Below are 12,217 nucleotides of genomic sequence, written 5' to 3'. Positions count from 1 at the left end.
GATGCCGTTTCCCGACGTCAAGCTGGCCAACCGGCCGCTCCATTTCCTTTACCTCTGCGACTGCTCCGGCTCCATGGCCGCCTCGGGCAAGATGCAGGCCCTCAACCAGGCCATCCGCCAGTCGCTGCCGGGCATGGCGGCGGTCGCCCGGGACAACCCGGAGGCCCGGGTGCTGGTGCGGGCCGTGAGTTTCGCCGACCATGCCGCCTGGCACATCGAGACCCCCACGCCGGTGGACCAGCTGGAGTGGCGCGATCTCCAGGCGGGCGGCATCACGGCCATGGGGGAGGCCCTGAAGCTGGTGGCGGCGGCGCTCCAGACCCCGCCGATGGAGGTGCGCGCCCTGCCGCCGGTGCTGGTGCTGATCTCCGATGGCCAGCCCACCGATGACTTCGCCGGCGGTCTCGAGGCCCTGCGGCGGGTGCCCTGGGCCCAGAAGGCGGTGCGCCTGGCCATCGCCCTCGGCCACGACGCCGATCTGGAGGTGCTGCAGCGCTTCATCGGCAGCGAGCCGGCGACGGCGGGCCGTTCCCCCCGCCGACCGCTGCAGGCGGGTAACGCCACCTCCCTGGCCCAGTACATCCAGTGGGCTTCCACGGCGGTGGTGGGGGCCGCCTCGATGCCCGCCAGCCGGGTGAGCGAGACGCCCCTGGAGCCCGCGGCGGGCAACATCCCCCTGCCGGATCTGCCCCCCACCGTGCTCGATCCCACCGACGACGTCGGTCCCGTGGTGTGGTGAACCGCTGGGTGGCGCCGATCGGTGCCAGCCGGACCGGGGCCGCCCACCGCCGCGCCGGCCGGCCCTGCCAGGACGCCGTGCTCTGCCGTGAGCTGCGGGGCCTCGAGGGCCAGCCGGTGATGGTGATGGCGGTGGCCGACGGCCATGGCGGGCGCCGCTACCGGCGCAGCGAGGTGGGCAGTCGGCTGGCCTGCGAAACGGCCCTGGCCGCGGTGCAGGGCGCCCTGGCCGCCAGGCCCCTGGACGGGGGGGAGGAGGGCTGGCGCCGCTGGCTGGAGCGGGACCTGCCCGAGGCGATTCAGCGCGGCTGGCTGGAGGCGGTGGCGGCCCACTGGCAGGGCGATCCGGGGGAGGGCGGCTTCGAGGCCCTGCTCTACGGCAGCACCCTGGGCCTGGTGGTGATGACCCCCCGCTGGTGGGGCCACACCGGCCTGGGCGACTGGGATCTGGTGCGGGTGGAGGCGGACGGCCAGGCCCGGCTGCTGGAGGAGGAGAATGAGCCCACCGCCCTCGGGGAGGCCACCTGCAGCCTCTGCCAGCCCCGGGCGGCGTCCCTGTTCGCCCGCCGGGCGGGCCTGCATCGGCTCGATGGCGGGGCCGGCGACTTCGCCCTTGTGCTCTGCACCGACGGCATCCGCAAGTCCTGTGCCACCGACGGCGACTTCCTCACCCTGGCGGCCTGGCTGGCCCGCGGCGACGGCGAGGCGGACCCCGAGGCGGCCGGCACCCTGCCGGCGGCGCTGGACCGGATCAGCCGCGAGGGCAGCGGCGACGACGTGACCGTGGCGGTTGGTCGTGTCTGCAGCCCAGGCGGCGGGCCGCCACCACCCCAGCCCCCGCCGCCCGTCGCACCGGCTCCTTTGGCGACCCCGACGCCCCCTGCAACGGAGCCCGCCCAGGGGCCCCTTCCCCGGCGGCGGCGCCCGGCGATCGGCCGGGCGGTGGCCATCGGCCTGGCCCTGGCCGGCGCCGGGGGGGGCTGGTTGGCCCTGAACTGGCCCCGCAACCCGACAGCTCTGCCGGCGGCACCCAGCTCCCCGGGGCTGCGGGCCGCCCGCCTGCAGGTGGAGCGGCTCTGCGGCCAGCCGGCCGCCATTCCCCTGGAGCTGCGCCGCCGCCGCGAGCTGTTCGTCGCCCTGCGCCAGGGCCGGCAGGAGCCCGCCCCGCTGAAGGCCGCGGCCGCCGCCGATCCCCTCGCCGCCCTGATCGCCGCCGATCTGCCGGCGGAGGATCACCGCGACGGGACACTCCCGGCGGCCCAGCCTGCTGCCGCCCAACCTGCTGCCGCCAGACCCCACCGCCCCCTGCGGGCACTGGGGGCCTGCCCCGCCCTGCTGGAGGCCCTCGACCGGCAGTGGGCCGTCACCCCGGCCGCCCCTACCCCCTGATCCCCATGGCCCTGCGTCTGCTGCTCGACTGCGCCGACCCCCTGGAGTGGGAACGCTGGCTGCCCAGCGGCCTGTTCCAGGGCATCACCACCAACCCGACCCTGCTGCGGCGGGCCGGTCAGCCCTGCCGCCTCGACCACATGGCGCAGCTGAGCGCACGGGCCGCGGCCCTCGGCTGCCGGGAGATCCATCTGCAGACCTGGGGCGGCGATGCCGACCAGCAGCTGGCGAACGGCCGGGCCCTGGCCGCCCTCGATCCCCAGCGGGTGTTCGTGAAGGTGCCGATCACCCGCCAGGGGGCGGCGGTGGCGCGCGACCTGATCGCCGAAGGCGTCCCGGTCACCTTCACGGCCTGTTATGAGGTGGCCCAGGTGCTGGTGGCCGCCGCCCTGGGCGCCGATGGCATCGCCGCCTACCTGGGGCGGATCAGCGATCTGGGCCGGGATGGCCACGGCGAACTGATCGCCATGCAGCGGGCCCTGGAGGGGGTGGGATCCGGCACGCGGCTGCTGGTGGCCAGCCTGCGCCAGCCGCAGGATCTGGCCCGGCTGGCCGCAGCCGGTCTGGCGCACCACACGATCAGCCCGGCGATCGCCGCCGCCCTGTTCGGCAGCCCGGAGACGGCCGCGGCCGCCGAGGGCTTCGAACGTGACGCCGCCGGGACCTGAGGCCCGGGGATCAGGCGGTCCCGCAGAAGGTGACGTCGGGGAACTTGAGCTTGGCTTCATCGAGGGATTTGCCGCGCCCTTCCTCCTGCCAGTAGTTGATCACCTCGGTGGCCTTGTTCAGGATCTCGACCCGTTCGTTGTCGGTGATCCAGCTCTTGGCCTCGAGCTCGCCCTTGAGGGTTTCCCAGGCGTCTTCCCGGGGCCAGAAGAAGTAGGCGGTGAGGGGGCTGGGCCCGCCGCCGACGATCTGATCCACCGCCAGGGCGACGTTGTCGGGGAGCCAGAGGATCTTCACCAGGAAGCGGCCCTCATCGGCCTTGGGGGTGTAGCCCGAAGGAACCCCGTCCTCGTCGATGGTGGCGGTGGCCAGGGCGGCACTGCCGCCGCGCAGCACCGGACGCCCTTCGGTCGTGTCGGCTGCGATGGCCGCCGGGATGGCGCTCAGGGCAGCGGCCTCGGCACTCTCAGGGGCTGTCACGGTTTCGGCGCTCAAGGAGAAACGGCAATTGCCTAACCTACCAGCCGATTCGCAGCAACCCCACTGGCCGCCTCCGCCGCCCCCCGCGCCGTCCTCCTCTTCGACATCGACGGCGTGATCAGGGATGTGGCGGGCAGCTACCGGCGCGCCATCGTCGAGACCGTCCGCCATTTCAGCGGCTGGGCCCCGGAGAGCGCCGTGATCGACGCCCTCAAGGGGGAGGGCCGCTGGAACAACGACTGGCAGGCCTCGATGGAGCTGCTGCGTCGCCACGGCACCGACCCCCTGCCCGCCTGGGAGGAGTTGGTGGCGGTGTTCAGCGACCACTACTTCGGCGGCGATCCGGAGGGGGACCCCGCCCTCTGGCGCGGCTTCATCGGCGGCGAGCCCCTGCTGGTGGACGCCCCCTTCTTCGCTGCCCTCAGCGACCGGGGGATCGCCTGGGGCTTCGTCAGCGGTGCCGAGCCCCCCTCCGCCCGCTTCGTGCTGGAGCAGCGGCTGGAGCTTGTGGCGCCGCCCCTGGTCGCCATGGGCCAGGCCCCCGACAAGCCCGACCCCACCGGGCTGCTGGCCCTGGCGGCCACCCTGGCCCGTGGGCCCCTGGGGGCCGGGGCCCCGCCCGTGGCCTACCTGGGCGACACCGTGGCCGACGTGGAGACGGTGCGCCGGGCCCGCGCCCGGGTGCCCGGCCAGCGCTTTGAGGCCCTGGCCGTGGCGCCGCCCCATCTGCAGCAGGCCGGCCGGGAGGCCGAGCGGCAGCGCTACGAGCACCAGCTGCGCCAGGCGGGGGCCGACCGCCTCCTGGGTTCCACCACCCAGGTGCTGGAGCTGTTCAGCGTTCCATCGCCGCCGGCGCCTTGAGGGCGGCGGCGGTGAGCACCTCGTGGCCGTGGTCGCTCACCGCCACGTCATCCTCGATGCGGATGCCGATCCCCTTCCAGCGCTCTTCGATGGCGGGCTGGCCCTCGGGCACCGCCAGCCGGTCGCTGACGTAGAGGCCGGGCTCCACCGTGAGCACCATGCCCGCCTCGAGGGCCACGTGGTGCTCGCCGAGCCGGTAGGCGCCCACGTCGTGGACGTCGAGGCCCAGCCAGTGGCCGGTGCGGTGCATGTAGAGATGGCGGTAGGCCCCCTGCTCGATCAGCCCGTCCACCGCCCCATTCAGCAGGCCCAGCTCCACCAGCCCTTCCACCAGCACCCGCACGGCCGTGTCGTGGACCCCTTCGGCGGTCTGGCCCGGGGCCACCGCCGCCACCGCCGCCTCCTGGGCGGCCAGCACCAGCTCGTAGAGGGCCCGCTGCTCGCCGCTGAAGCGCCCGTTGACGGGGAAGGTGCGGGTGATGTCGCCGTTGTAGTAATCGCTGAGGCTGCAGCCGGCATCGATCAGCAGCAGGTCGCCATCCCGCAGCCGGTCGTCGTTGGCGGTGTAGTGCAGGACGCAGGCGTTGTCGCCCCCGGCCACGATGGATCCATAGGCAGGCCCGCGCGCTCCCTGCTCAAGAAAGTGCTGCTCGATCACGGCCTGCACCTGCCGTTCGCTGAGGCCGGGCCGGGCCACCTGCCGGGCCAGTTCATGGGCTTCGGCGGAGATGCGGGCGGCCTCCCGCAGGCGGGCCAGCTCCTCCGGCTCCTTGCGCAGCCGCAGCTCGTGCAGCAAAGGGCAGGGGGCCACCAGCCCCAGGGCGGCCTTGCCGCTGCGGGGGGCCCGATCCAGCTGGCGTCCCCAGGCGGCCAGCACCAGGGGCTCCACCTGGGGGTGGCGCCCCACCCGGAAGGCGATCCCCTCGGCACCTTCGAGATACTCCGCCAGCCGTTCGGCCAGCTCGCCGCGGGGATGGGCCACATCGGCGCCGAACTGGCTGACGGCCCCGTCACAGCCCCAGCGGAAGCCGTTCCAGACCTCGGCCCCCGGATCCTTCGCCTCGACGAACAGCACGAAGGGGGTCTCTGGCCGGTGGGGCAGGAACAGGGCCACGGCACCGGGCTCGTCGAAGCCGGTGAGATACCAGAAATCGCTGTTCTGGCGGAAGCTGTGCTCCACGTCGGCGTGGTGGGTCACCAGCGCCGCCCCCGGGATCACCGCGGCCGCGCCGCCCAGCTGCTGCAGAAACCGCTGGCGACGGCGGGCCAGCAGGGCGGGGTCGATCGGGGCGGTGTGGGGCATCGAAGCGAAGGGACGGACAGCGAGAAGATGGCACAGCCGATTAAATACACGTGATCCCCCCGAACCTGCCCGTGCCGATCCTGTCTGTTTCGATCAGCCGCGGATGAACGATCTCCTGCTCCTGGTGCTGGCGGTGGTCGGGATGCTGATGGGGTCCTTTCTGTGTTCGGGGGTGGAGGCGGCCCTGCTCACCGTCAATCCGGTGAAGGTGCATGAACTGGCGAGCCGCCCCCGTCCGGTGGCGGGCGCCCGCCGGCTGGAGGCCCTGCGTCAGCGCCTCGGCCGCACCCTGGCGGTGCTGGTGATCGCCAACAACATGTTCAACATCTTCGGCAGCCTGATGGTGGGCGGCTTCGCCAGCGTCGTCTTTGCCCGCTACGGCGTCAGCGGCCCGGCCCTGCCCCTGTTCTCGGTGGCCCTCACCGTGCTGGTGATCCTGCTGGGGGAGATCCTGCCCAAGGCGATCGGCAGCAAGCTGGCCCTGCCCGTGTCCCTGGCGGTCGCCCCCGGGCTTGGGCTGTTCACCAAGCTGATGCTGCCCCTGGTGCTGCTGCTGGAGCGGATCCTGCCGGCGATCACGGCCGAGAACGAGATCAGCACCGACGAGGAGGAGATCCGCCTGCTGGCCCGGCTGGGTTCCCAGAAGGGCCAGATCGAGGCCGACGAGGCCGCCATGATCGCCAAGGTGTTCCAGCTCAACGACCTCACCGCCCGGGACCTGATGCTGCCCCGGGTGTCGGCCCCCACCCTGGCGGGCCACCAGAGCCTCGATGAGCAGCGCTCCACCCTGCTGCGCCACACCACCGCCTGGTGGGTGGTGCTGGGGGAGGAGGTGGACGAGGTGCTGGGGGTGGCCAGCCGCGAGCAGCTGCTCACCGCCCTGGTGGAGGGACGGGGGGCCAGCCAGGCCGCCGATCTCTGCGAACCGGTGGAGTTCGTGCCGGAGATGATCCGGGCCGACCGGCTGCTCACCAGCTTCCGCCGCAACGGCTCCGGGGTTCGCGTGGTGGTCGATGAATTCGGCGGCTTCGTGGGGGTGATCGGGCCCGAGGCCGTGCTGGCGGTGCTGGCGGGCTGGTGGCGCCGGCCCGCCTCCGCCGCGGAGACCGCCCCATGACGACGGCGGCACCGGCAGCGGCGATCGCCGCCCCCCCCGCCGCCGAGCGCTGCCGCCAGCTGCTGGCCCGCTGGCGCGCGGAACTGGTGCTCAGCGGCCGGGAGCAGGCGGCCCTGGCGCCGGAGTTGGCCAGCCTCGACCGCCAGCTGGAGCGCCTGCGGCGCCGTCGGCCGCGGGTGGCGGTGTTCGGCCGGGTGGGGGTGGGCAAGTCGAGCCTGCTCAATGCCCTGCTCGGCGAGGACCACTTCGCCACCGACGTGGCCCATGGCTGCACCCGCCGTCAGCAGCAGCGGGCCTGGGGCCAGCCCGTGGCCGGCCTGGAGGGGGTCGACCTCGTGGACACCCCCGGCATCGACGAGATCGCCGCCGCCGCCCGCTCCCGCCTGGCGGCCCGGGTGGCGGTGGGCGCCGACCTGGTGCTGCTCGTCATCGACAGCGACCTCACGGTGATGGACGCCCAGGCCCTGGACGACCTGCTGGCCTCCGGCAAGCCCCTGCTGCTGGTGCTCAACCGCAGCGACTGCTGGCCGGAGGCCGAGCGGGACGCCCTGATCGCCAGCATCGGCCGGCGCCTGCCGCCGGGGGCCCGCCAGCTGCGGCCCCTGCCGGTGGCGGCCGCCCCCCGGGCGGCCCGCCTGCGCCCCGATGGCCGCGTGCGCAGCGAGGCGGCCCCGCCCCGGGTGGAGCCCCTGCGCCGGGAGCTCACCGGCCTGCTGGAACGCCACGGGGAGCTGCTGCTGGCCCTCAACGCCCTGCGGGCCGCTGACCGCTTCAGCCAGGCCCTGCACCGCTGCCGGCTGCGCCACGGCCGCCGCCAGGCCCAGGGCCTGATCGGCCGCTTCGCGGCCCTCAAGGCCACGGGGGTGGCGGCCAACCCGCTGCTGCTGCTCGATCTGGCCGGCGGTCTGGCCTGCGACAGCGCCCTGGTGGTGCAGCTCTGCCAGCTCTACGGCCTGCCGATGACCCGCAGCGGTGCCCGCACCCTGCTGGCCCGTCTGGGCGGCCACAACGCCCTGCTGGGGGGCGCCCAGCTGGGCCTGCAGCTGCTGCTCGGCGGTCTGCGCCAGCTGCTGCTGCTGGCAGCCCCCCTGAGCGGCGGGCTGAGCCTGGCGCCGGCGGCGCCGGTGGCCCTGGCCCAGGCGGCCCTGGCGGTCCACACCACCCGGCGCACGGGCCGTCTGGCCGCCGCCGAGCTGCTGCGCAGCACCACCGCCGCGGGCCAGCCGGGGGCCCTGCTGCGCCGGCTGGTGCGGCAGGACCCGGAGACCCGGCGCTGGCTGAGCGAATGGCAGCAGCAGGGGGCGGAGGGGACCGCCGGCGGCGGCCTGCAGCCGTGACGACCGCCGGCACGGACGCCCCGTTGACCCGTCTCGCCCTGTTCGGCACCAGCGCCGACCCCCCCACCCGCGGCCACCGAGCCCTGCTGGAGGGGCTGCTGGGCCTGTTCCCCCAGGTGCTCACCTGGGCCAGCGACAACCCCCTCAAGCAGCATGGCGCCCCCCTGGAGGTGCGTACGGCCCTGCTGGGCGCCCTGGTGGCCGCCATCGACGACCCGCGGCTCAGCCTGGAGCAGGAGCTCAGCAGCCCCTGGGCGGTGGAGACCCTGGAGCGGGCCAGGGCCCGCTGGCCTGACCGGGAGCTGGTCTTCGTGGTGGGCAGCGACCTGGCGGGCCAGATCCACCGCTGGAGGCGGGCCGAGGAGCTGCTGCGCGGCTGCCGGCTCGGCATCGCCCGCCGTCAGGGCTGGCCGCTGCAGGCGGCGGATCTGGAGCGGCTGCGGGGGCTGGGGGCGACCCTCGACCTGCTGCCCCTGGCGATCCCCCCCAGCGCCAGTTCCCGGATCCGGGCCCAGCCCGATCCGGCCCAGGTACCGTCCGAACTCTGGCCGGTGCTGCTGCAGCACAATCTCTACGGCCTCTCCGAGCCCTGATGCGCCTCGCCCTGGCCCAGCTCAATCCCCTGGTGGGCGACCTGGAGGGCAACGGCCACCGGATCCTGGCGGCGGCCGATCGGGCCCGCGCCGGCGGCGCCGACCTGCTGCTCACCCCCGAGCTGTCGCTGTGGGGCTACCCGCCGCGGGACCTGCTGCTGCGGCCCGCCCTGATCCAGCGCCAGGAGCGGGTCCTGGCGTCCCTGGCGGCGGCCTGCCCAGACGGACTGGCCCTGCTGGTCGGGGTGGCCGAGCCGCTGGCCGGCCGGCGCCAGCCGGGGCTGCACAACGCCCTGGCCCTGGTGGAGCGGGGCGGCTGGCGGATCGTCTGCCGCAAGCGCCTGCTGCCCAGCTACGACGTCTTCGACGAACGCCGCTACTTCCTGCCCGGCGACGCCCCGGCGGTGCTGGAACTGGAGGCGGGTGGCCGCCCCTGGCGCCTGGGCCTGACCATCTGCGAGGACCTCTGGGTGGAGGAGAACCTCCGCAGCCGCTGGCCGGACGCGGTGGATCCGATCGCCGATCTGGCGCCCGGCCGGATCGACCTGCTGCTCAACCTCTCGGCCTCCCCCTTCGGCCGCGGCAAGGGGGAGGTGCGCCAGGGGCTGGCGGCCCGGGCGGCGGCCCGGCTGGGGGAGCCTGTGGTCTACCTCAACCAGGTGGGCGGCAACGACGAACTGGTCTTTGACGGCGCCAGCTTCGTGGTGGACCGCGCAGGCAGGCCCCTGCTGCGGCTGGCCTGCGCCGCCGAGGACCTGGCCGTCTGGGACGCCACGCCAACCACGACGCCCGCCACGACCACCGCCGCAGCGCCACCGGACCCCTGGGAGCAGCTGCTGCGGGTGCTGGTGCTGGGGGTGCGGGACTACGCCGCCAAGTGCGGCTTCCAGCGGGCCCTGCTGGGGCTGAGCGGCGGCATCGATTCGGCGCTGGTGGCGGTGATCGCCGCCGCGGCCCTCGGCCCCGCCCAGGTGGAGGTGCTGCGCATGCCCTCCCCCTTCAGCTCGGCCGGTTCCCTCGACGATGCCGACGACCTGGCCCGGCGGCTCGGGCTGGCCACCGCCACCCTGCCGATCGCGCCGTTGATGGAGGCCTTCGCCGCCGCCCTTCCCCCCGCCCTGGGGGCGCCTCCGGCCGGGGTCACCGAGGAGAACCTGCAGTCCCGGATCCGCGGCACGCTGCTGATGGCGGTGGCCAACCAGAAGGGGGGCCTGCTGCTCTCCACCGGCAACAAGTCGGAGCTGGCGGTGGGCTACTGCACCCTCTACGGCGACATGAACGGCGGACTGTCGGTGATCGGCGATCTCTACAAGACCACCGTCTTCGGCCTCTGTGAGTGGCTGGATGGCGAGGCCTCCGGCCCCTGCCGGGCCGCCCTGGGCCTGCCGACCGACGGCGAGCTGATCGGCGCGGCGATCCGCACCAAACCCCCCAGCGCCGAACTGCGTCCCGACCAGCGCGACAGCGATTCGTTGCCCGACTACGGAGTGCTCGACCCCCTGCTGAAGGCCTCGATCGAGGAGCTGCGCACCCCGGAGGAACTGGTGGCCGAGGGGGCCGATCCGGCCCTGGTGGCCCGGGTGGCCAGCCTGCTGCGGCGGGCCGAGTTCAAGCGGCGCCAGGCGGCTCCGGTGCTCAAGGTGAGCGACCGGGCCTTCGGCACCGGCTGGCGGATGCCCATCGCCTCGGCCTAGGGTTTGGCCACGATCGCCTCCGGGCGGCAATCCTTCCTGCCCCATGCCAGCTCCCGGCCCGGCACCCCTGGCCTCTCCGATGGCGAGCATCGGTGTGCCCACGGAGATCAAGCGCGACGAACAGCGGGTGGCCCTCACCCCCGACGGCGTCCATGAGCTGGTGTCCCAGGGCATGGAGGTGCGCGTCCAGGAGGGGGCGGGCCTGGGGGCCGGCATCAGCGACGACGACTACCGCGCCTCCGGGGCCCGCATCGTCAGCTGCGAGGAGGCCTGGGCCGCCCACCTGGTGGTGAAGGTGAAGGAACCGCAGCCGCAGGAGTTCGCTTTTCTGCGCAGCGATCTGGTGCTGTTCACCTACCTGCACCTGGCGGCCTACCCCGAGGTGGGCAAGGCCCTGCTGGAGGCTGGCACCACGGCGGTGGCCTACGAAACCGTGCAGCTCGAGGACGGCAGCCTGCCGCTGCTGGCCCCGATGAGTGAGGTGGCCGGCCGGCTGGCGGCCCAGGTGGGGGCCCACCTGCTGGAGAAGCCCCACGGCGGGCGGGGTGTGCTGATGGGCGGCTGCACCGGCGTGCGGCCGGCGCGGGTGGTGGTGCTGGGGGCCGGCACCGTGGGCTGGAACGCGGCCCGCATCGCCGCGGCCATGGATGCGGAGGTGTTCCTGCTGGATCGCTCGCCCCACCGCCTGCGGGGCCTGGAATCCGACCGACGCGGCCGCATGACCAGCCTGGTGAGCAGCCGCAGCCTGATCGAGCGGCTGGTGCCGGGGACCGACCTGCTGATCGGCGCCGTGCTCCTGCCCGGCGGCCGGGCCCCCACCCTGGTGAGCGAGGAGCTGGTGCAGCGGATGCGGCCCGGGTCGGTGATCGTGGATGTGGCCATCGACCAGGGCGGCTGCATCGCCACCAGCCGCGAGACCACCCACACCGATCCGGTGGTCACCATCCACGGGGTGCAGCATTACGCGGTGGGCAACATGCCCGGCGCCGTGCCCTTCACCTCCACCGAGGCGCTGGTGAGTGTCACGCTCCCCTACATCCTGGTGATGGCGGGAAGGGGCCTGCTGGAAGCGGTCACCGACCGGCCCGAGCTTCTCAGCGGCCTGAACACCGTGGACGGGGCCGTGTGCCATCCCGGGGTGGCCAAGGCCCTGGGGGTGGCGCCGCGCCATCCGATGGCCTGCCTGCGCTGAGCCGGCGCCCGCAGAGTCGGGCGTCGGTTCAGGCGTCGGTTCAGAGGGTGGCGCGGAAGATCACCGAGGCGGGCTGGCCGCTGAGGGGATCAAGCGGTTCGCGCAGCTCCCGGACCACCAGGCCATGGCGCTGGAACAGCCGAACCCAGGATTCCAGGGTCCGGAAGAACCAGGGCGCCGGCGTGCGGAAGGCCGGGGAGAACCCGGCCCAGGAGCCCTCCCGCCAGCCGTCCTCGTAGGGATGGTCGGTGCAGATCAGCATCGGGTGCAGCGTCTGGACGAGGACGCTGCCGTCGGGCGCCAGCAGGGCCGGCAGCGCCGCGAACAACTCGTCGAGGCTGCGATCCCCGAGCAGGGAGAAGTTGGCCACCACCACGTCGAAGCGCTCGTTCAGGCTGCCGGCGCCGATCTGCTGGTGCGAAAGCGTCCGGAAGCGGGCGCCATCCGGTGCATCTTCGGCAGCGATGGTGGTGAGTTCGGCCACCGCGTCGGTCCCGAGCACCGCGATGCCCTGGCGGGCGCAGTGGTGGGTCAGCCAGCCCTCGCCGCAGCCCAGATCCAGCAGGGTGGCGGGCGCGCAGTCATTGATCGCCTCCAGGATCGCCCCGTTGGTCACCCTGACGCGACTGAGGATCTCGCCGCGGCGCACGGCCCGGGTCCAGGTGGCGGCGTTGACGACCCAGGAGGCCTGGATGTGCTCCTCCATGAACGCGAGCGCCGGTTCCGTCACGGATGCGGCGTCATCGCCGGCGTCAAGGGGAAGGAGCATGGGCGCGGTCGGAAACGACGCGGAATGGGTGGGTTGCAGAGTGCCTGGAGCACTCCATCACCCTGAGAAGCGTAATCA

The 12,217-nt window shown here is 73.9% G+C and carries 12 protein-coding genes; 9 read left to right on the top strand and 3 right to left on the bottom strand.

The window, feature by feature from the left end; translation table 11 throughout:
- The first annotated feature begins 1 nt into the window (after position 1).
- From H6G99_RS06775 to H6G99_RS06765, 3 genes are read left to right on the top strand one after another with little or no spacing between them, the layout of a single operon-like run.
- Complete coding sequence (locus H6G99_RS06775; protein WP_190610677.1) at positions 2–739, top strand: vWA domain-containing protein; 738 nt, start codon at positions 2–4, stop codon at positions 737–739.
- Positions 733–2,127, top strand: coding sequence for a protein phosphatase 2C domain-containing protein (locus H6G99_RS06770; protein WP_190610675.1), 1,395 nt, complete (start codon positions 733–735; stop codon positions 2,125–2,127). The genes H6G99_RS06775 and H6G99_RS06770 overlap by 7 nt, the downstream gene beginning before the upstream one ends.
- Before the next feature lie 5 nt (positions 2,128–2,132).
- Positions 2,133–2,795: a transaldolase family protein gene (locus H6G99_RS06765; protein ID WP_190610674.1), complete on the top strand. Its 663-nt coding sequence runs from the start codon at positions 2,133–2,135 to the stop codon at positions 2,793–2,795.
- Between the two features lie 10 nt (positions 2,796–2,805).
- On the opposite strand, the gene H6G99_RS06760 is transcribed toward H6G99_RS06765, so the two are convergent.
- Positions 2,806–3,288, bottom strand: coding sequence for a 30S ribosomal protein PSRP-3 (locus H6G99_RS06760; protein WP_015110678.1), 483 nt, complete (start codon positions 3,286–3,288; stop codon positions 2,806–2,808).
- Positions 3,289–3,336: 48 nt separating this feature from the next.
- On the opposite strand from H6G99_RS06760, the gene H6G99_RS06755 reads away from it, so the two are divergent.
- On the top strand, positions 3,337–4,134 hold the full coding sequence (locus H6G99_RS06755) for a TIGR01548 family HAD-type hydrolase (RefSeq protein WP_190610829.1): 798 nt from the start codon (positions 3,337–3,339) through the stop codon (positions 4,132–4,134).
- Here H6G99_RS06755 and H6G99_RS06750 read toward each other — a convergent pair.
- A complete protein-coding gene (locus H6G99_RS06750) occupies positions 4,106–5,437 on the bottom strand; it encodes an aminopeptidase P N-terminal domain-containing protein (protein ID WP_190610672.1) in 1,332 nt (443 codons plus the stop codon). The genes H6G99_RS06755 and H6G99_RS06750 overlap by 29 nt on opposite strands.
- A gap of 103 nt (positions 5,438–5,540) precedes the next feature.
- On the opposite strand from H6G99_RS06750, the gene H6G99_RS06745 reads away from it, so the two are divergent.
- Genes H6G99_RS06745 through ald form a run of 5 tightly spaced genes read left to right on the top strand, consistent with a single transcriptional unit; the run spans position 5,541 to position 11,370 of the window.
- Positions 5,541–6,554 (top strand): CNNM domain-containing protein, encoded by a 1,014-nt coding sequence (locus H6G99_RS06745; protein ID WP_190610670.1) that lies wholly within the window; start codon positions 5,541–5,543, stop codon positions 6,552–6,554.
- On the top strand, positions 6,551–7,891 hold the full coding sequence (locus tag H6G99_RS06740; RefSeq protein WP_190610668.1) for a DUF697 domain-containing protein: 1,341 nt from the start codon (positions 6,551–6,553) through the stop codon (positions 7,889–7,891). The genes H6G99_RS06745 and H6G99_RS06740 overlap by 4 nt, the downstream gene beginning before the upstream one ends.
- Positions 7,892–7,914: 23 nt before the next feature.
- A complete protein-coding gene (locus H6G99_RS06735) occupies positions 7,915–8,484 on the top strand; it encodes a nicotinate-nucleotide adenylyltransferase (RefSeq protein WP_199297026.1) in 570 nt (189 codons plus the stop codon).
- The gene (locus H6G99_RS06730; RefSeq protein ID WP_190610667.1) at positions 8,484–10,178 is read left to right on the top strand and encodes an NAD+ synthase; all 1,695 of its coding nucleotides are present in this window, start codon (positions 8,484–8,486) and stop codon (positions 10,176–10,178) included. Before H6G99_RS06735 ends, H6G99_RS06730 begins: the two co-directional genes overlap by 1 nt.
- A 43-nt stretch (positions 10,179–10,221) precedes the next feature.
- Complete coding sequence (gene ald, locus H6G99_RS06725; protein ID WP_286191041.1) at positions 10,222–11,370, top strand: alanine dehydrogenase; 1,149 nt, start codon at positions 10,222–10,224, stop codon at positions 11,368–11,370.
- A 40-nt stretch (positions 11,371–11,410) separates the two neighbouring features.
- On the opposite strand, the gene H6G99_RS06720 is transcribed toward ald, so the two are convergent.
- Positions 11,411–12,139 carry a class I SAM-dependent methyltransferase gene (locus H6G99_RS06720; RefSeq protein ID WP_094587277.1) on the bottom strand — a complete coding sequence of 243 codons (729 nt, stop codon included), beginning with the start codon at positions 12,137–12,139 and terminating at the stop codon, positions 11,411–11,413.
- Positions 12,140–12,217: the final 78 nt, after the last annotated feature.

Origin of the sequence: Synechococcus sp. FACHB-909, assembly GCF_014698945.1 — a bacterium.
Lineage (GTDB): Bacteria > Cyanobacteriota > Cyanobacteriia > PCC-6307 > Cyanobiaceae > Cyanobium.
Note: the sequence above shows the minus strand (reverse complement) of the source record. Positions and strands in the feature narration are given on the sequence as shown.